Origin of the sequence: Edaphobacter sp. (assembly GCF_028283685.1) — a bacterium.
In the GTDB taxonomy this organism is placed as follows: Bacteria; Acidobacteriota; Terriglobia; order Terriglobales; family Acidobacteriaceae; genus Edaphobacter.
Genome location: NZ_JAPWKF010000001.1, coordinates 440,555 through 460,466 on the forward strand (window position 1 = coordinate 440,555; position 19,912 = coordinate 460,466).

General features: G+C 58.0%; 13 protein-coding genes. 8 read left to right on the forward strand and 5 right to left on the reverse strand.

What is annotated here, in order from left to right; genetic code table 11:
* Positions 1-197 precede the first annotated feature (197 nt).
* The 3 genes from PW789_RS01795 (at position 198) to PW789_RS01805 (ending at position 2,122) form a co-directional block, all read left to right on the forward strand.
* The gene (locus PW789_RS01795) at positions 198-860 is read left to right on the forward strand and encodes a hypothetical protein (protein WP_299370633.1); all 663 of its coding nucleotides are present in this window, start codon (positions 198-200) and stop codon (positions 858-860) included.
* A 21-nt stretch (positions 861-881) separates the two neighbouring features.
* Positions 882-1,241: a copper resistance protein CopC gene (locus PW789_RS01800; RefSeq protein WP_299370635.1), complete on the forward strand. Its 360-nt coding sequence runs from the start codon at positions 882-884 to the stop codon at positions 1,239-1,241.
* Positions 1,242-1,426: 185 nt separating this feature from the next.
* Positions 1,427-2,122 carry a CopD family protein gene (locus PW789_RS01805; protein ID WP_299371596.1) on the forward strand — a complete coding sequence of 232 codons (696 nt, stop codon included), beginning with the start codon at positions 1,427-1,429 and terminating at the stop codon, positions 2,120-2,122.
* Between the two features lie 5 nt (positions 2,123-2,127).
* Here the strand turns inward: PW789_RS01805 and PW789_RS01810 are convergent, their stop codons facing one another.
* The gene (locus tag PW789_RS01810; RefSeq protein WP_299370637.1) at positions 2,128-4,359 is read right to left on the reverse strand and encodes a DPP IV N-terminal domain-containing protein; all 2,232 of its coding nucleotides are present in this window, start codon (positions 4,357-4,359) and stop codon (positions 2,128-2,130) included.
* A 293-nt stretch (positions 4,360-4,652) separates the two neighbouring features.
* Between PW789_RS01810 and PW789_RS01815 the strand changes: the two genes are divergently transcribed.
* The 4 genes from PW789_RS01815 (at position 4,653) to PW789_RS01830 (ending at position 13,626) form a co-directional block, all read left to right on the forward strand.
* Entirely contained in the window at positions 4,653-8,069 is a 3,417-nt protein-coding gene (locus PW789_RS01815; protein WP_299370639.1) for a carboxypeptidase regulatory-like domain-containing protein, read from the forward strand.
* 246 nt (positions 8,070-8,315) lie between these two features.
* Entirely contained in the window at positions 8,316-9,572 is a 1,257-nt protein-coding gene (locus PW789_RS01820) for a glycoside hydrolase family 30 beta sandwich domain-containing protein (protein WP_299370641.1), read from the forward strand.
* 99 nt (positions 9,573-9,671) lie between these two features.
* Entirely contained in the window at positions 9,672-11,930 is a 2,259-nt protein-coding gene (gene bglX / locus PW789_RS01825; protein WP_299370643.1) for a beta-glucosidase BglX, read from the forward strand.
* 148 nt (positions 11,931-12,078) lie between these two features.
* A complete protein-coding gene (locus tag PW789_RS01830) occupies positions 12,079-13,626 on the forward strand; it encodes a BBE domain-containing protein (protein WP_299370645.1) in 1,548 nt (515 codons plus the stop codon).
* Between the two features lie 36 nt (positions 13,627-13,662).
* Here PW789_RS01830 and PW789_RS01835 read toward each other — a convergent pair whose 3' ends face one another.
* Entirely contained in the window at positions 13,663-14,700 is a 1,038-nt protein-coding gene (locus tag PW789_RS01835; RefSeq protein ID WP_299370647.1) for a low specificity L-threonine aldolase, read from the reverse strand.
* Positions 14,701-14,714: 14 nt separating this feature from the next.
* Positions 14,715-15,932 (reverse strand): radical SAM family heme chaperone HemW, encoded by a 1,218-nt coding sequence (gene hemW / locus PW789_RS01840; protein WP_299370649.1) that lies wholly within the window; start codon positions 15,930-15,932, stop codon positions 14,715-14,717.
* A gap of 113 nt (positions 15,933-16,045) precedes the next feature.
* On the opposite strand from hemW, the gene PW789_RS01845 reads away from it, so the two are divergent.
* Complete coding sequence (locus PW789_RS01845) at positions 16,046-18,091, forward strand: ABC transporter ATP-binding protein (RefSeq protein WP_299370651.1); 2,046 nt, start codon at positions 16,046-16,048, stop codon at positions 18,089-18,091.
* Positions 18,092-18,179: 88 nt separating this feature from the next.
* Here the strand turns inward: PW789_RS01845 and eda are convergent, their stop codons facing one another.
* Together eda and PW789_RS01855 are read right to left on the reverse strand one after the other, a co-directional pair.
* On the reverse strand, positions 18,180-18,833 hold the full coding sequence (gene eda, locus PW789_RS01850) for a bifunctional 4-hydroxy-2-oxoglutarate aldolase/2-dehydro-3-deoxy-phosphogluconate aldolase (RefSeq protein ID WP_299370652.1): 654 nt from the start codon (positions 18,831-18,833) through the stop codon (positions 18,180-18,182).
* A gap of 12 nt (positions 18,834-18,845) precedes the next feature.
* A complete protein-coding gene (locus PW789_RS01855; RefSeq protein WP_367182473.1) occupies positions 18,846-19,868 on the reverse strand; it encodes a PfkB family carbohydrate kinase in 1,023 nt (340 codons plus the stop codon).
* Positions 19,869-19,912: the final 44 nt, after the last annotated feature.

The following is a 19,912-nucleotide window of genomic DNA, read 5'->3' on the forward strand; positions in this document are numbered from 1 at the left end:
CAGGGTCCTTAGCGGAGTACTGCATGAAAGCGCTGCTGTCGAAGTGTCTTGTAGTTTTTGTTTCTATCCTTTCCATCTCTCGGGCTGAGACCATAAAAGGTATCTCCGCACTGCAGGGCGAGGCTCCCCAGACAGACGGATTTCTTAGGGTTACGCATCTCGCAACCAACCCTTTCGAACAGAAACTTGATTTCTGGATGACCCCGCAACACTCCACTGTGCCCATTAAGAGCTACCAGGTGGAGATGACCCAAAAGCTGCACGTCGTTCTTGTCAGCGACGATTTCAGAACATTTCTGCATATTCATCCACAACTGGGGCCTAACGGCCACTTCACCATCACGCAGAAGTTCGCCACGCCTGCGATCTATCACGTATACGTGGACGGAGAGCCAAATAACCTCAACCATCAGGTCTTCCGTTTCGATCTTCCAGTAGGCAACGACAAGCCCGCTGGTGCTCGCGTTCTGCCGCCAACCGGTATGGGAGTGCATGTGGGGCCGTATGAGGTCGACCTCTCGACCGTACGTCTTCACTCCGGTCAGATGGAGATGATCGACGTTGAGATCCTGAAAGACGGCAAGCCGGCGAAGGACCTTCATCCATACCTAGGCGTGCCTGCTCACGCTGTTTTTCTCAACGACAAGGACCTCTCCTACGTCCATGTGCATCCCATGGCGATGGGTGGCGACATGGATATGTCCAAACCCGTGGCTACACTTCCCGACAGCGCATCATCTCCACCCGAGATGATGCTGCATGTTTCAATCAAAGAAGCAGGCACCTATAAGCTGTGGCTTCAATTTCGTGGCGCGAACAACCAGCTGTACATCGCCGAATTCACTATGCTTGCCAGCTAACACTTCTGAAAGGAATGCACCATGTCATTTCGGTTTCGGCCTTACGCTCTCACCACAGCGTTGCTATTCACTTCCTCTCTCAGCTGGGCGCATGCTCGTCCCAAGGCGATGGTGCCAGCAGCGGAATCGACTGGACCAGCTCCGCAGAAGATCGTCGTTACATTCACCGAAGCAGTCGAACCTAAGTTCAGCTCACTATCGCTTACGAGTGAAGCTGGCGTGGCCATCAAGACGGAACATTCGCAGGGTGATCCCGGAGACGCCAAGACGCTCACGCTTCCGGTTCCGGCACTCTCTGCGGGGGGCTACCTCGTACATTGGGTCTCCGTCGCTCCTGATGGCCACCGTATGCAGGGAGAGTATAAGTTCAGCGTGAAATGAGCATCCAAGGCAGCACATGGATACTGCGTCTAACCGTCTTTAGTAACGGAAGCGCAGATCTCGCCTTCAGCCTGATCTGCGGTAGTCTCTTTGCCGCCTTATGGGGAGGCCACAGCTCTTTTGTCTGTAAGCGCCTCATAAAGCTGCTTGCCCTTGCTGCCGGTCTCTTCTGCGTCATCTTGCTGGTGCAGAGCTATCTGCTGACCGCGACCATGACTGGAGACGCAGGTTTATCCTCCGTAAGGCAGCAGCTGCGTGATGTCATGTTTGCGACTCATGCGGGACGTATCCTTATCCCGCAGTGCGGGGCTGCATTACTGATCGCGATCCTCTCTATCGCAGGCGCGAGCCGATATCTTGTTGGCGCGAGTGCAGTCTCTTTCCTGCTGCTGTCCGTCTTCCGCGCTGCAACGGGTCATGCATCTTCAGACGGCGATTTTGCCTTGCGCGAATGGGTGCAATGGATGCACCTTGTCTCGATGGGTATGTGGTCAGGCGGTGTGATTGTTGCAGGCATACTGTCGCTGGCGCAGGACCGCGTAACGATATCGCATCGGCCAGCAACACGTCTCTCGCGTCAGGCAACGGTGGCGTTATGCTTTGTCCTACTCAGCGGCGTCGCGAACATATGGCTGGGATCAGGTGGTGCGATCGGACAGATCCCTGCCAGCGGATGGGGACGGATCCTGATCGCCAAACTTGTTCTTGTTCTTGTTGTACTCGGATTGGGTTTTGCCAATCGGAGATTGATTGACCGGCTCCAAGCAGATGCGACTATTGCACCGAAGCTCGAGCGAACCATCCGTTACGAGTCACTGATCATGGTCGCAATTTTGTTTCTCTCAGGCTGGCTTGCAGCGACTCCCCCAATCGGCGAGTAACTGGCTCAAGGACGAACACTCTCCACCAAGGTGATATGGCGGCCGATATCTCGTTCACGAGTCAGCAGAATCGATCGGCCATCCTTGAAGACCGTCAGGCCCTGATAAGGAGGGGGCGTGAGGCGCAATACGGCAAAGGTCTTTGACTGGCGCGTATCGGGATCGAGAATGCGAATCGCCGCAGGAGATTCCCGCGTATCCAGGTAGAACACTCCCTGCGGCATCACTTGCCAGTATCCCCAATAGCCGGCTACAGGTGCCGATGAGATCAATGTCTCTTCCCCGCCCTTTGCAGGCATCCTCCAAAGACCGGATTCATCGCCGCGCGTGAAGTAGAGCCATTGCCCGTCCGGCGACTCCTGTGGAGCCATCCCGTCATCGCGTGTTACCGGCTGCGGCTCTCCTCCCGTTACCGCAACGCGCCAGACCTGCCAGCGGCCGCCTCGATTCGAGCGAAAATAAACGGACTGATCATCCGCAGACCAGCGCGGGACGATATCGTTGACCCCGCCAAAGGTAATTTGCTTCGCCGCTCCGCCCTTTGCTGCGATCACGAAGATGTGCGAGTGTCCATCCGGGCGCGAGTCGTACAGGATCTGATCACCGTGGTGGGACCATGACGGGCTGCCTGTCACTGGTCCGTTCGCTGAAGTCAGCTGGCGTAGCTGATCGCCCGCGATCGACGAGATCCATATCTCCTGGTTTCCAGAGCGGCGTGATTGGAAGGCGAACCACGCATCATCCGGCGACAGTGTTGGCGCAGAGTCCTCCTGGGTGGAAGAGAGCACCGTGTCCTGCGGAGACTCATTATCCGTTCCGAGCCGGATTCGATCGACGCTCCACAGCGCCGATCCACGTGTATAGGCCAGTTGCGCAGGTAAAGGCCCCACGGCAGGCTCGGTTGCATCCTCTGTTCCAACCGGCATGCGCACCGGATTTGAATCCTTCAGCCCTATGCGCCAAAGCGAAAACCGTCCCACACGGTTGGAGGAGAAGATGATGTGATGACCATCTCGGTCCCAGGCGAAACTATCGATGTTCATGCGGTCGCTGGTGAGTTGATGCACCGGACCGTCGGGCAGAGAGCGATAGTAGATATCGCGAACCGCCGTCTCGCTTGCTCGTATAAAGGCCAGATACCTCCCATCCGGAGAGTAGGCTGGAGCGAGATCGCCCTCAGAGCCCGGTGGGGGCGTCGTGATGGCTTGCGTGCGAAGGCTGGCCAGTTCCAACTGATAGATCGAGGAGCTGGCTGAATCTCCCATATGATCGGGGAACGCCAGCGTCTTTCCATCCGGCGACCAGGAGAGTGCCCGTTGCTCCCAATTGCTGGCCTGTTGCGGGATAAAAACCTTCCGCGGCCGGCCTGACGGACCGAGCGCCGAGATATAAATTCCCAACCCCGTATCCGATCGCCCAAGATAAGCAATCTCTCGGCCATCGGGCGACCATACCGGGCTAAACTCCTCCACCTCATCCCGGCTAAGTTCCTGGGAGGTCTCGCCGCCTATCTCCTTAATATAGATATGCCTTGATCCGTCGCCGGGTGAGGTCCGGGCATAAGCAATGGATCTTCCATCGGGCGAAAAGACCGGTTGCGTCTGTTCGCCCGCATCGCCGGTGAAGGCCGTCGTCTTCAGCATGGCGGCATCCACCTGTGATGGATGGAACCGCTGCCACAACCACCAGGCGACGATTCCCGCTCCGATGACCATACATGCGGCCAAAGCCAACAGGACGTATTGCTTCGAATGTGCAGACGGAGATGGAGCTATCGCAATCGGCTGCGGCTCCAGTGCGATAGCTGAACCGGGCGTGGAAGCATCATCCGTCAGGGCATGATCCATGCCAGAATCAGCAGCCGTGTGTCCCGGAGCCGACTCGATCTGCGGCTCTTCAATCTCCGATACAGGGGCTACCAGGCGATACCCCCTCTTTGGGACCGTCTGAATGAAGCGCGGCTCGTGCGGATCGTCTTCCGTGACCCGACGCAGGATGGAGATGCAGCGGGTCAGTGCATCGTCACTGACGAAGGTGTCCGGCCAAACTGCGGCGATGAGCTCTTCCTTGGTAAAGACATGGCCCTGTCGTGCTGCCAGCGTCAGGAGCACTTTCATGACCTTTGGCTCGACGTGGCGCTCTTGGTCCCCGTCCTTCCTGAGGACATTTGCTTCGGGGATGATGAGCCATTCTCCGGCCCGGAAAGGCGTATTTTTCTCTTGCCCAATCACAAACATCTAACCATCTAAACTGCCAAGGGTAAACAACTTAGCTTCCATCAGAAAACCATCACCGAAATAATCGGTCAATCATCGGGACTATCGTATACCGCGATACCTACTGTTCGAGACGCTTTTGTTTCACGTATTTGGAGGCCATATTGGAAAGCATAAAAACAACAACATCCGAGCCGAGAACAGCATCTGCCGTCCGACTCGGAACAGCATCTTCGGCACACCTTATATGGGCCGCACTTATTCTATTCGTTTTTGGTATCTGCCTGCCTTCCGGTGCTCAGGTCACCTCGGGTATGATCCTCGGCTCTGTGCAGGATTCGTCCGGAGCCGTCATTCCCAAGGCGAAGATCGTTGCTGCAGCCCGGAACATCGGTGTCACCAGAACCGTTGTCTCCAGCGATAGCGGCACCTTCTCTATTCCGAACCTGCCTGCCGGCACGTATCAACTCACCATCATCGCCACGGGCTTCGAGACCCTGGTCAAGGATGGTGTGGTTCTGAACTCGACGGATCGGCTGAATGCCGGCTCTCTCGTCCTGGCGGTTGGAGCTGAAGCCACCACAGTGAACGTCAACGCAGATAGCGGCCAACTGCAGATCCAGGCCAACTCCGGTGAGCGGTCCGACCTGATTACCGGCAAACAGATGAACGACATCGCTCTCAATGGCCGCAATGTTCTCGATATTCTTCGGGTTATCCCGGGAGTCTCGGGAGTAGGCGCGTTCGGTGCTTCGGGCACGGGCGGCCTCGATACCTATTCGGTTAACGGTACCCGCGCCAATCAACACGAGTTCAACGTGGATGGAGCATCCAACGTCGACACCGGCAACAACGGCGGCACCCAGGTCACGATCAACACCGACGCCATCGCAGAGGTGAAGGTGCTGACCTCTAACTTCCAGGCTGAGTTTGGCAAGGCCGGAGGCGGATCGATTGTGGTCACCTCTCGCGGCGGCACCAACGACTTCCACGGAAACCTTCATTTCTTTCATCGCAACGAAGGTATGAACGCCAATGACTGGGTGAGCAATCACAACGACACGGCCAAGCAGCTCTTCCGCTACAACACCTTCGGGTACCAGATCGGCGGTCCGATCATTAAGGACAAGCTGTTCTTCTTCTTCTCGAACGAGTACTACCGGCAGCTGGTTCCCGGCAGCGTTATCCAGTACCGCACGCCGACCTCCGCCGAACGTACGGGAGACTTCTCGCAGAGCGTCGACAGCAGCGGCAATCCGCTCCAGATCTACAACCCAGCCACGGGAGCCCAGTTTGCGGGCAACAGGATCACCGCGGGGCAGATGAATGCAGACGAGCAGGCTGCCTTCGCCCAGATCCAGAAGATCTACAGCCTGTATCCTCTGCCGAACGTGACCGGCAACAACAGCTATAACCGGCAGGACCCGCTCTCTTCAACACATCCACGTACCGAGTACATTGGCCGCGTCGATTACCAGATCAGCCCGAACGAGCGCATCTTTGCCCGTTATATCAATAACCGTGACATGCAGGATGGCCCCATCGGCAGCTTCGGTCTTCCCTGCTCGGGCACGCTGATTATCCCCGGCGGCTGCACCAACAAGCAGCCCGGCTGGAATCTGTCTGTTGACCTGACCAGCACTCTGCGCTCCAACCTGCTGAACGAAGTCAGTATCGGACCGAGCGTTTATAGCTCGCGCGTCCAAGGCAATAACGGCAACCTGTCGGTGGGTGCAAACAACATCAGCCTGCCGCTGCTCTACTCGGTAACGCCCGACACCTCGATTCCCGATCTGGGGTTCAGCGGTAACGGCGCCAACTATGCGTCGAGCTACTTTGGAGCGACCCCCTGGCATCAGGCTGCGACAACGATCAACGTCAACGACAATCTGACCTGGATCTACCGCAGCCATACCCTCAAGTTCGGCGCCTTCTACCAGCGTTCGCGCAAGGACCAGGTTGCATGGGGAAATTCGAACGGTCAGTTCAGCTTCAGCAACTGCTCCACCGGCGAGGGCGGATGCGTCTCCGGTGTCAGCTCGAACCAGGGCTCTCCGATTGCCAGCGCTCTGCTGGGCTACTTCCAGAACTTCGACCAGTCCAGCGCACGTCCTGTCGGCTACTTCCGTTATAACCAGGTCGAGTTTTACGCGCAGGATACCTGGCAGGTAACTCCACGCTTCACTCTCGACTACGGCGTTCGCTTTGTCTATATCCCACCGCAGTACGATGCTCACAACCAGATCGCCCTGTTTACGCCGTCCGCTTACAACGCGGCCAGCGCTGTCACAATCGATACCACCGGCAACGTCGTTCCTGGAAGCGGCAATCCGCTGAACGGAATGACCTACTCCAACAATGGCACGCTGCCTAAGGGTGGCTGGAACGCCCAGGGCATCATGCCTGAGCCTCGCGTGGGCTTCGCGTGGGACTTCTATGGCGATCACAAGGGAGTTATTCGCGGCGGCTTCGGCACATCGCACGATCGCTCACAGGGCAACCTGGTCTTCAACACCGTCTTCGGCAATCCCGCAGTCGTGACAACCCCCAACATCTACAACAGCACCATCGCGCAGATCTCCTCGTCTGCAGTCGCGGCGAACACTGGCGTTCTTAACGGCATCTATGGCGCCGATGTCTCCGGGCAGGTGCCGGTCACCTACAGCTATTCGCTCGGCATACAACGCGAGGTGGCTAACGGAGTGACGCTGGACGTCGCCTACGTCGGTAACGTGGGACGCCACCAGGTTACGGCACGCGACCTCAACACCATTCCTTACGGAACGACATTCACCCGAGCAGCGCAGAATCCTGCGAACTTCGCGGGCGGTGTCGTCCCGACCGTCGAACCGAATCTTCCGCCCGAGTATGCTGCGGCCGGTTACAGCTTCAGCGGACAGTACGCGTATCCGCAGAACTACCTCTCCCCGTATAAGGGCTATGGCCAGTTGGAGTACTACAAGTTCGACGGCACTTCCAGCTACAACTCGCTTCAGGTCTCCGTGCAGAAGCGTTACAACCGCAGCCTGACCTTCGGCGGCTTCTATACCTGGTCGAAGTCTCTGACAACCTCGACGGCAGACGAGAGCTTCGTCGATCCGTTCAACCCGCGCAAGTACAGCTATGGTGTTGCCGGTTATGATCGCCGCCACGTCGCTGCTATCAACTATGTCTACAGCCTGCCGGAGTTTTCGAAGGCCCTTCATGCCGGACACTGGGCATCGTATATTACCGATGGCTATCAGCTCTCCGGCCTTGCCAGCATTCAGAGCGGCGCTCCAGTCATCAACCCGCTCTGGTACCCTGCCAACCAGCTTACGGGCGGCTCACAGTGGAGCAAAGTCGCACCGGCCTTTGTCGGTGTGGACGATCGCGGCAACCTGATCCAGCCAACCATCGGTCACCCCACACTCTCTGCCCGAGGTAGCCTGCGCCAGGGCGGACTCGTCACGTGGGATCAGTCCATCTTCAAGAACTTCAACATCGGTCCGGAGAGTTCAGGACGCTATCTCCAGCTCCGTGGCGAGTTCTTCAACATCCTCAACCACCCCAACTTCGCATCCCGCGACTACAACGCGAATGTGACGCTGCCCGGCTATAGCGGCAACGGCACGTATACTCCGCTGTCGGTTTCCAAGGACTCGAACTGGGGGCAGCCGACCTCCAGCTTCAATCCTGCCGGACCGGGTGGACCTCGCGTTATTCAACTTGCCGCGAAGCTCTACTTCTAAGCAGCAAGAGCAATTTCATGGGGCTCCCAACACAACGGGAGCCCTCTTCTTTCATTTCGTTCAGCGTTTCGAGGTCTTGTGCTGCTCCGACATCAAATATTCTCCGTTGCTTTCCTGTTTTACTTTGTGCCCGCAGCCGGTGCGCAGACGGTCGCTTCCTATCAGACTTCAGCCGACCTTCACACTAAACTGGCGCCGCAGCCAGCTGCAAAGTTTGCCTCCGAAAAAAAATTATCCGCTGACAACATGATGACCATCGCCATCGACGATCACCAGCGCTTCCAGACGATGGAAGGATTTGGCGGATCGATTACTGACGGAACAGCATGGCTTTTGGACAAGCAGGTATCACCGGCCACGCGTAACAAGGTCATGTCAGCCCTGTTCGATCCTCACCGAGGAATCGGTCTCAGCTTCCTGCGTCAACCGTTCGGCTCTACCGATCTGTCGCGCTCTGAATCGACATATGACGATGTACCTGCAGGAAGCGAAGATCGCAACCTTGAACATTTCTCGATCGAACACGATCGGGAATCGATCCTGCCGATCACACGGCAGGCGATTGCTCTGAATCCGAAGATCACCGTCATGGCCAGTCCGTGGAGCGCACCAGCGTGGATGAAGACCAAGGGATCGCTTGACGGCGGGCAGTTACGGGATGAAGCGTTACCTTTCTACGCAAACTACCTCACGCGAGCAATTCAGGCTTATCAAAAGGCCGGTGTTCCCATTCGCTATCTCACCGTGCAGAATGAACCGCTCTACGAGACGAAGAACTATCCGGGGACCTTTCTCCCTGCGACGCAGGCTGCCGTGCTCATCGGAAAATATCTTGGCCCGGAGCTGAAGCATGACGGTCTCAAGACCGCGATTCTCGCTTACGACCACAACTGGGATCATCCGGAGTATCCTCTTTCGCTGCTCTCCGATGCATCGGTTTCCCCTTATCTCGCTGGATCGGCGCTTCACTGCTATGGCGGTGAGGTTACGGCACAGGAGAAGATTCATCAGGAGTTTCCGGAAAAAGGCATCTGGCTGACGGAGTGCTCCGGCGGCACATGGGATCGCGAGCCTGCGCTGATCAAGACGTCGCATCTGCTGATCGAATCGACCCGTAACTGGGCGAAAGCAGTCTCGTTGTGGGGGCTGGTGCTGGATTCCGATCATGGACCGCACTCCGGCGGCTGCGGAACCTGTCGTGCTCTCGTAACACTCGATCTGCACGTATCGCCAGCTGAGGTGACCTATACCGGCGACTTCTACGCGCTGGGGCACGCGAGTAAGTTTGTCCAGCCAGGAGCAGTTCGGATTGCTTCCAACTCCTACGGGGATAAGAGTCTTGAAACCGTTGCCTATCAAAATCCCGATCGCACCATCGTGCTGATCGCCCTCAACAACCTCGCACAAAATACATCGTTCCGTGTAACTTGGGCTGGGCGAACCTTCACCACGTCGCTCAAGCCGTCTACATTGGCGACTTATATCTGGCAGCCAACGCCATAACTCTTCGAGAGGTCCATGCATTCTCTAAATCTGCCTCACCATTCTCCAAAGCAGTTCTTTGAGTCCGCAACCGCGGCTATTCTCCTTGCAGTTCTTGCCGTGCCTTCATTGCCGGCGCAGGGCCTATCTACCCAGAAGGCTCCGCCAGCGCCGCCTGCCGCAGCTATTGCATTTGCCAACAAGCTGCTGGCGAAGATGACGCTTGAAGAAAAGGTCGGCCAGATGAGCCAGGTCGCGATGAACTCTGACGGCGGCACCGGTGTTGAGCAGCAGATTGCCGAAGGCAAGGTCGGCTCATTGCTCTTTGTCACCGATCCGGTTGAGTTGAACCGGTTGCAGAAGATCGCTGTCGAGCAGTCGCGGCTACATATCCCTCTGATCGTCGGCTTTGATGTCATTCACGGCTTCCGCACCATCTTCCCTGTCCCGCTGGCAATGGCGTCGTCGTGGAATCCTGCGTTGATCGAGCGAGCGCAATCGCTCGCCGCGCGAGAGGCTCGGGCCGTGGGAGTGGACTGGGCTTTTGCTCCCATGGTCGACATCGCCCGCGATCCGCGCTGGGGACGCATCATGGAAGGCGCGGGAGAAGATCCTTTTCTTGGCTCAAAGATCGCCGCTGCGCAGGTTCGCGGCTTTCAGGGCACGGACCTTGCCTCGAACGATTCGATCATCGCTTGCGTCAAGCACTTTGGAGGCTATGGTGCTGCGGTTGGAGGACGTGATTATGACTCGTCCGACATCTCCGATAACCAGCTGTACAACGTTTATCTGCCGGCATATCACGCAGCCGTGGATGCCGGTGCAGGCTCAGTGATGAGCGCCTATATGGACCTCAACAGCGTGCCCGCAACCGGCAATAAATTCCTGCTCACCGACACGCTGCGTACACAGTGGAAGTTTCCGGGGTTTGTCGTCAGCGATTGGGATTCCATTAAGAGCCTGACGACGCATGGCTTCTCCTCTGATGACGAGGATGCTGCCGTACGCGCCGTCAACGCAGGCGTCGACATGGAGATGACCAGTCACACCTACCGCGATCACCTGGCGCAGGCAGTACGCGAGCACAAGGTTTCGCTCACGACCATCGACAATGCGACACGAAGAATCCTCATCGCCAAATACGACCTTGGTCTCTTCAAGAATCCTTACGTTGATGTGGATCGCTCCAGGACGGTCATTGGCTCGCCTGAGATTCGTACCGAAGCGCGGCACACGGCCACGCAGACAGCCATTCTGCTTAAGAACGACAACAACCTTCTTCCGCTGAAGAAGGACGTCCGCACCCTCGCGCTGATCGGTCCTATGATCGACAGCAAGCCGGATACGCTCGGCTCCTGGAGCCTGGCAGGTGATGTCAAATCGACCGTCACGTTGCTCGACGGCCTGCAGCATGCTCTGCCGTCGACGACAAAACTGCTTAGCACCAAAGGAGTTGAGATTGAGCGGGTACAGCCCTCCATCTTTGATTCGCAGTTTCCCAGCCCGAAGCCACAGCTAACGACAGAAGCAGAACGCAAGAAGGAGTTCGACCACGCCATCGATCTGGTTCGGAGCTCGGATGTGGCAGTCCTGGCTCTTGGGGAGGCGCAAAACATGAATGGAGAGCGCGCCTCGCGCTCGACCCTGGTGTTGCCTGGTGAACAGGAAAAGCTGCTTGAGGCGGCTGTCGCCACGGGCAAGCCGATCGTCCTGCTCCTGATGACCGGGCGCCCTCTAAACATCACCTGGGCCTCGCAGCATGTACCTGCCATTCTCAACATCTGGTATCCCGGCTCCGAAGGAGGCAATGCTGTCGCCGACCTTCTCTTTGGCGAGGCCAATCCAGGCGGCAAGCTTACCGTCTCCTGGCCCGTTGACGTCGGACAGGTTCCGATCTTCTACGCACGCCAGCTGACCCAGATCCCGGATCATCCGGAGACACGCTACTGGGATGGGACGAGCGCACCGCTCTATCCCTTCGGCTTCGGTCTCAGCTACTCAACCTTCTCCATCACGGGGCTCACGCTTGATAAGCCTGATGTTGTCGCGGGTGCAAGCCTGACGGCCTCGGTCGATGTCGAAAATACATCCGACCGCGAAGGCAGCGACATCATTCAGCTTTACACGCATCAGCGGGCCGGAAGCGCCTCGCGTCCTGTGCGTGAGTTGAAGGGCTTTCAGCGCATCGTTCTAAAGGCACATGAGCACCGCCGGGTTCAAATCCTGCTCGACACCAAAGATCTTGCTTTCTGGAGCCCCCAGACCAAGACCCAGGCAATTGAACCGGGAAGCTTCGACCTATGGATGGGGGACAGCTCCGAGGCTACGCTGCACCAGCAGTTTCGCGTATCTTCCAACACCCACGCCGCAAACCGCTAATCTAACGAACGACCAATGGCAGCGTCACACGAGTATGTGTGGCGCTGTCGTTTTCTTGTAGCCTTCAGCGCGTTTCCCTCTCTAGGGCGATTGCCTTATTCACCCTTCTGTTTCACACCTGCTATGGTTTTCATCAAAGGATCATTCCATGTCCATTGAGATTGTTTCGCCTGACGACGTGCGATTCGAAAGGCTCAGCCACGGACAGAACGCACGCTTTCCTGCAACGGTTGCCGATCGCGCCAGCCGTATCGCTCTATGCGATAGCAGCGAGGATGTTGCCGAGGCCCTCGAACGCTTCGTGCATGCGGGCATACGTCCCACGATCCGCTCCGGTGGCAACTGTTATGAAGATTTCACGGATAACAACCCCGGCGGCGCAATCATCGATATCAGCTTCATCGCTGGTACGGATCCTCTGCCGAACGGCCTGAAGTATCGTCTGGGAGCGGGTACTCCACTCGGACGGGCTTATCCCGATCTTTATAAGCGTGACCTGGTAACCATCCCGGGCGGCACCTGCGCGCCGGTCTGTGCCGGTGGACATATCTCTGGCGGCGGCTTCGGCCTTCTTTCGCGGCTTCATGGCATTACCCCGGACTGGGTATCGGCCGTCGACATCGTCACCGTCGATCATGCAGGCAAGGCGCAGATCCTTCGCGCGGACAAAAAGAACCACCCCGATCTGCTGCGAGCCTGCCGAGGCTCCGGGGGCGGAAACTACGGTATCGTCACCAACTTTCACTTCGAAGAGCTTCCCAAGGCTCCCGTCGAGGTTCTCCGGGGAGGCATCAGCTTCTCGTGGGACAGCATGACGCAGGAGCGGTTTACTCGCCTGCTGTATCTGTTCAGCAACTACTGGGAGACGCGTGGTCAGGATAAGGACACCTGGGGCCTCTTTTCCATCTTCAATCTTTCGCATAGCAGCTCAGGCCACCTCTCGATGTCGGTCAACTTCACGAATCCTGACGGGACCGTGAAAGACACGCGAGTTCTCGACGAGTTCCTGGCTGTCTTCGACGAGTGCAAGCCCATCGCCGAGATCTCAAAGCATCCGGCGATGGCGCTGCATCACGCCGAGCCGGATCATCCCGGCGAGACCGTCTGCCTGGCAAAGCATAACGTCTCGAAGATCGCCTGGATCGACTCGCACGGTGGCGGCGGCCGCTCCGGTGGTCCGCCCAGCACGGAACGCCATAAATACAAATCGACATTTATGAAGCGAGCCTTCTCCGCAGATGAGGCCGCGTGCTTTTATAAGCACCTCACACGCGAGATTCCCGGCGTCGATCTTTCGAGCAACACGGTGCTCTGCGATTCTTTCGGGGCAGCAGTGAACCAGCAGGTGAAGTACGAAGAGACCAGCTCCCCGCAACGCAATTCCATCATGAAGCTGCAGTTCATCGCGTCATGGCGGGACCCAAAGCAGGATGCCGGTCAGTTTCAATGGATCCGCGACTTCTATACCGATCTCTACCCCGCTATCGGGGATCGTGCACGCTATGCGGGCACACCGTTCTGGGGGGATCGCTATGAAGGCTGCTATATCAACTACCCGGACGCGGACATGGTGCAGCACGACTTCTGGCATCAGCTCTACTACGGAACGGGCGAACTCTATCCGTTCCTGCAGAACGTAAAACGCACCTACGACCCGAACAACATCTTCCACCACGCGATGTCGATACGAGCCTGAGGCACAACCTCAGGCCGTACCCGTCTTCGCCTGTGCTTATGCCATGACCGGCTGCGCCAGCAGTTGCGAGACGATCCCCGCAGCCTCCTCGCACATCTTGCGGCTTACGTCGTAGTGGGTTACGAAGCGGACGGTGTGTGGTCCAATCGCGCTTGCCAACACTCCACGCGCCTTGAGGGCGGCGGTGAAAGCAGCAGCATCGCCATCGTCCTTGAGCGTAAAGATGACGATGTTCGTCTGCACACGATCGAGATCAATAATGGCCGAAGCCGTATCTGCCACGGACTTCGCCAACAGACGTGCATTGGCATGATCCTCCGCGAGCCGCTTCGGCATCTCGTTGAGGGAGATCAGGCCGGCAGCAGCAAGAATACCGGCCTGCCTCATTCCTCCGCCAAGCGCCTTCCTGATGCTTCGGGCTTTTTCAATTGCAGAACTGCTGCCGACAAGCATCGACCCTACCGGCGCTCCCAGCCCCTTCGACAGGCAGAACATCACCGTGTCGAATCCCTCGGTCAACGTCGCAACATCGATACCTAACGCCGTGGCCGCATTGAAGACTCTCGCGCCATCCAGGTGAACCGGCAGGCCTGCTTTCGCGGCTCCGCTCCATACCTCCTGCATGACGTCGAGCGGTGTCACGGTTCCTCCCGCCATGTTGTGCGTGTTCTCCATGCAGATCAATCCGGTCGTCTGCCGGAAGTACATCTTTGGACCGAAGGCGCGGCTGATCCTGTCCCAGGTGAGGATGCCACTATCTCCCTCCACCATGCGCGCCTGGCAACCGGAGAAGGCCGCCATCATGGCCATCTCCCAATCGAGTACATGCGACCGCGACTCGCAGATGACCTCCTGGCCGTGTTGCGTGTGCAAGCGAATGGCAATCTGGTTTCCCATTGAACCTGTGGGCACGAAGATCGCAGCCTCGCGGCCGAAGACCGTTGCCGCCTCCTGCTCCAACCGGTTCACCGTGGGGTCTTCACCGTAGACATCATCGCCGACTTCCGCCTCGGCCATCGCCCGTCGCATCGCTTCGGTTGGTTTGGTTACCGTATCGCTTCGCAGATCGATCATTCGACAATCCTCCTTCATGCTTCCACCGCTTCAGCGATCAACAGTCTGCTGAAGACTTCGTTGGAGGCCATACGGCCACTCTGTGTCAGACGCATCCAGCCATCTTTTACCGTAAGTAATCCGGCAGCTTCAATCTCTTTCACGGAAGGTATAACCCGCTCCAGCAAGTCGCCGTAATCATGCCGGAGGACAGCTATATCGACTCCAACACTCATCCTTAGCCCTAAGAACAGCGACTCTTCAAAGGCTGCCTCGCGCGTCAGGTACTCTGCCGTGGGCACTTTGCTGCGTGGCATGACAGTTAATGGTCCGCGATCCTGAGAATACGAGTCGAGGTCATCCGTATTCTGAAACCTCACCGCGCCACCATCTGTCAGCAGCATGGAGTGGGCATCCAGCCCAAAGCCGATGTAGGGCTGCCTGCGCCAGTATTTGCTGTTGTGCCTCGACTCGTGCCCTGTGCGTGAGAAGTTTGAGATCTCGTACTGATGCACTCCGGCTGCTTCGAGCAGCGAGCAGCCCAGTTCGTACCATGCGGCAGCCGTATCTTCATCAGGAACAGCTGCCGCACCGTATCGTGCGCCCCCTTCGATCACCTCGCGGCCGAGCCGGGAGTCTTCATCGACCTCAAGCATATAGACACTGATATGGGTGACTCCGCTGGCAATGGCACGCTGCAACGATTCGCGCCAGCTGTTCTCCGTTTGATGAGGAAGGCCGACGATCAGATCAAGGCAGACTTCCGCTATACCAGCCGAACGTAGCCGCTGTATCTCGGATTCGCACTCTTTGCCTGTGTGCAGGCGACCTACGGCTGCGGCCTCCCTGTCGAGAAACGACTGGACGCCAAGACTGATGCGGTTGACGCCCTGCCGCAGAAGTTCGTCCAGCGTCTCATCGCTCAGCTGACCGGGGGCACACTCGATCGTTGTCTCGGCATTGTCGGCAAGATCAAAGTGGCCGCCAAGAGTCGTGAAGATTCTACGGAACTGTTCGGACGAAAGCAGGCTGGGAGTGCCTCCGCCAAAGTAGATGGAGTCGGCAGTCCTGGCGAGAATCGCACATTTGGCCGCTGCTGCATCTCTCGCCAGAGAGACCTCTGTGCATAGGCGATCGACGTAGGCATCCATACGCTGAGGCGCAAAGGCATCCGATGCGAAGTTGCAGAAGCTGCACTTCGCCTTGCAGAACGGTACCGCAAGATAGAGTCCCACCGGATGATTCGGGTCCACAATAGCCTCCCTTCTATTTTTTCATGCCTGAGCGCTCCGGTACGGCATTTCCCTGCTCACTTCGACGAAACCGCTTGAATCTGCAGCCGCCAGCCAGCATCTAGAATGGAAAGATGGCCGACCAAGCGAAATCCGCAAAGAAGGAGCCTGCAAAGAAGCCGCAGCAGGACGACGAGGTGGCAGGAAAGGCCTATGACAGCCGCCTGATGCGCCGCCTGCTCCGTTACCTCAGGCCATACAAGCTTCAGGTCGTCCTCTCCGCTGTTGCGATCCTGATCAAGGCAGCTACCGACGTTGCCGGACCGTTTCTCGTCAAAGTTGCGGTCGACAACTATATGAGCGGTGCGGTCGCCGGGAATCGTTCGTGGCTCGCGCGGCATCTTGATCCTTCACCGATGGTCGGCATTACCCAGATTGCGGCGATCTACCTGGGCGCGCTGCTGCTCAACTTCATCCTTGAGTTCATCCAGACCTACCTTATGCAGTGGACCGGCCAGAAGATTATGTTTGACCTTCGGAGCCAGATCTTCCGCCATCTGCAGCGCATGTCGCCTGCATTCTTCGATCACAATCCAGTAGGGCGCCTGGTTACCCGTGTCACGTCGGACGTCGACGCCCTCAACGAGATGTTTACCTCTGGCGTGCTGGCGATCTTCGAAGACGTCTTCGTTCTTGCCTTCATCATCATCATTATGCTGCGCATGAGCTGGCCACTGGCCCTGATCACCATCTCGGTGATTCCGGCCATTCTTTACGTCACCAAGATCTTCCGCAAGCATGTGCGAGACAGCTACCGACGCCAGCGTTCGGCCACGGCGCGTATCAACTCTTTTACGCAGGAGTACGTCTCGGGCATGGCCATCGTGCAGCTGTTCAACCGCGAGCGCCGCGCCTTCGATGACTTTGCCGAGGTCAACGCCGAAAACAAGAAGGCGTGGTCGGACGCCATCTTTGCCTATGCGCTCTACTATCCCATCGTCGAGCTGCTTAGCTCAACCGCCATTGCGCTTGTCATCTGGCGCGGCGGCATCAGCGTGCTGAACGCAGAACACTTTCACTGGCTCTCTGCGCATGCGTTCAACGGCCCGGATGGCACAGTGCAGACCAGTCTGTTCGGAACCGTAACGCTCGGCGTCCTCATAGCGTTCATCCAGTATGCCCAGCGCTTCTTCCGTCCTATCCAGGATCTGAGTGAGAAGTACAACATTCTGCAGGCGGCGATGGCTGCCGCCGAGCGCGTCTTCAAGCTGCTTGATACCAGCTCCGACATCGTCTCGCCTGCGGCCCCCGTCGCAGGCGATGGGTCAGGGGGCATCGAGTTTCGCGACGTGTGGTTTACCTACCAGCGCCTGAACCCGGATCAGCAGGCTCAGATCGCCTCCGCCACCACCTCGGAAGAGCTTGAAGCGATCCCCGATATCGAATGGATTCTTCGCGGCGTCTCCTTCGAAATCCAGCCCGACGAGACGGCTGCGATCGTCGGCCACACGGGTGCAGGAAAGACGACCATCACCGGGCTGATGATGCGTTTCTACGACATCCAGCGCGGAGAGATTCTCATCGATGGCGTCGACGTACGCCGGCAGGATCTCAAGACACTGAGGCAGCGTTTCGGGGTGGTTCTGCAGGACCCATTCCTGTTCACAGGAACGATCGCCGACAACGTACGTCTCGGCTCCAGTTGGATCACCGACGAGCAGCTGGAACGTGCCTGCGACGAGGTCAACGTAGGCGATTTCATTCGTACCCTGCCGCAACAGTTTCAGGAGCCGGTCCGCGAACGCGGAGCGACACTCTCCACTGGTCAGAAACAGCTGATCAGCTTTGCCCGGGCGCTTGCGCACGCTCCACGCATCCTCATCCTCGATGAGGCTACCAGCTCGGTCGACACCGACACCGAACTGCGTGTTCGCATGGCTCTGTCGCGCATGATCACGGGCCGGACTTCGATCCTCATCGCTCACCGGCTGTCGACCATCCAGCGCGCCGATACCATCCTCGTCATGCACAAGGGAAAGCTTCGCGAGCGAGGCACTCACCAGCAGCTACTGACTCAACGCGGTCTGTACTGGAAGCTGTACGAGTTGCAGTACAAAGATCAGGAGCTCGATGTCAGGCCTGATCTCGCGGGACCTCTTCAGCCCCTCAGTGCCGACTAGCTTCTTTGGAGGACTTGTCTGCTGTAAACAAAAGAATGGCCCGGAGAGGTAACTTTCCGGGCCATTTAGATTTGAGGACTCAGGCAGATTAGCTGGCCTTCTCCTGAAACTCCTTCACGATCGCGAGGTACTTCTTCGCGCTCTCAGTGACAATCTCGGGCTTGCCTTCGGCCATCGCCTTTGTATTCACAAGGTCAGCGCCGACACCTAAAGCAAAGGCTCCAGCTTCGAGGAAGTCCCTGGCGGTCGCCAACGAGACACCACCGGTAGGAATCATCTCTACCTGAGGCAGCGGAGCCTTCAGGGAGCTGAGGTACTTCGCTCCGCCCATTGCTGAGGCCGGAAAGACCTTCACAACGTCGGCGCCTGCCTGCCATGCGGTGACAATCTCGGTTGGCGTCAGAGAGCCGGGCAGTGCGGCGATCGAGTACCGCTGGCACATCTCGATTGTCTTGAGGTTGAGCGCCGGGCTGACGACGAACTTCGCGCCCTCAAGGATGCATGCGCGCGCAGTTTCGGGGTCCAGCACGGTGCCGGCGCCGATGAGAATGTCGGGGCGCTGCTCGGAGAGCTTGCGCATCACCTGGATCGCACCTGGAACCGTCATCGTGATCTCGAGCACGGTCACACCGCCGGCTGCGATTGCCTCGGCCAGTGCCAGCGCCTTCTCGACCGACTCGGCCCGCAAGACCGGAACCAGGCCGATCTCCTGCATCTTCTTTAGAACTTCTGCCTTCTTCATAGTCTCTCTATCCTACCGCTGTACCGCCGCTGAACCACCGCCCATGAGCCGTTCTACCTCACCCAGCGTCGCCATGGAGCTGTCTCCGGGAGTCGTCATCGCCAGCGCACCATGCGCCACGCCGCAGTCGAGCGCCCACTTCAGCCCCTTGTGCTCCATCAGGCCGTAGATCAGGCCTGCAGCAAAGGAGTCGCCGCCGCCGACGCGATCGAAGATCTCCAGATCGTCGAACTTTACGCTCTCGAAGACATTTCCTTCGGCAAACCCAAAGGCTCCCCAGTCATTACGGTTCGCGGTACGGGGACGACGGATCGTCGTTGCGATGACCTTGATCGCCGGGAAGCTCTCCTGAATGCGTTTGGACATCGCCTCATAGCTTTCGCTGTCGTACCACGGTGGACCGGAGGCAGCAGCGCAGGTGTCCAGAAGGTCTCCCTCGTGTCCGAAGAGAACATCAACGTACTGCGCCAGTTCGCGATTGAGTCTGCAGGCTGCGGCGCGTCCGCCCGAGGCCTTCCAAAGCGACGGGCGGTAGTTGCAGTCGAACGAGACGACAACGCCATGCCGTTTGGCGGAGGCCATTGCTTCTTTGGCGACCTCAGCGGTGCTCGGAGAGAGAGCGCAGTAGACCCCGCCAGTGTGAAACCATCGCACACCTTCGGTGTTGAAGATTGCATCCCAATCGATGTCACCGGGCTTCATCTGCGAGACCGGGGTATGTCCACGGTCCATCATTCCCATTGCGCCGCGATTGCCGAAGCCGCGCTCAAGGAAGTAGATGCCGTTGCGCGACGCGCGACCGATGCCGTCGTACTCGACCCATTTGAGGTGGGAGAGATCGACGCCGCCCTGCAGCATCAGGTCTTCGAGCAGACGACCGACCGGATTATCTGCGACCGCAGTGACCAGCGTCGTCCGCTGACCGAAGCATCGCCGCAGACCGCGTGCGACGTTGTACTCACCGCCGCCCTCCCAGACGCGAAAGTTGCGCGTCACAGCGATACGTTCTTCGCCGGGATCGAACCTGACCATCACTTCGCCAAGACTCAGTTCATCCCAGCGACACGCATTCTTCGGCT

Coding starts and splice junctions, on each gene's coding strand:
- PW789_RS01835 (WP_299370647.1), bottom strand. CDS start 14,700: ATGATCGATCTGCGAAGCGATACGGTAACCAAACCAACCGAAGCGATG.
- PW789_RS01820 (WP_299370641.1), top strand. CDS start 8,316: ATGATGACCATCGCCATCGACGATCACCAGCGCTTCCAGACGATGGAA.
- PW789_RS01810 (WP_299370637.1), bottom strand. CDS start 4,359: ATGTTTGTGATTGGGCAAGAGAAAAATACGCCTTTCCGGGCCGGAGAA.
- PW789_RS01845 (WP_299370651.1), top strand. CDS start 16,046: ATGGCCGACCAAGCGAAATCCGCAAAGAAGGAGCCTGCAAAGAAGCCG.
- eda (WP_299370652.1), bottom strand. CDS start 18,833: ATGAAGAAGGCAGAAGTTCTAAAGAAGATGCAGGAGATCGGCCTGGTT.
- PW789_RS01830 (WP_299370645.1), top strand. CDS start 12,079: ATGTCCATTGAGATTGTTTCGCCTGACGACGTGCGATTCGAAAGGCTC.
- PW789_RS01800 (WP_299370635.1), top strand. CDS start 882: ATGTCATTTCGGTTTCGGCCTTACGCTCTCACCACAGCGTTGCTATTC.
- PW789_RS01795 (WP_299370633.1), top strand. CDS start 198: ATGACCCCGCAACACTCCACTGTGCCCATTAAGAGCTACCAGGTGGAG.
- PW789_RS01815 (WP_299370639.1), top strand. CDS start 4,653: ATGATCCTCGGCTCTGTGCAGGATTCGTCCGGAGCCGTCATTCCCAAG.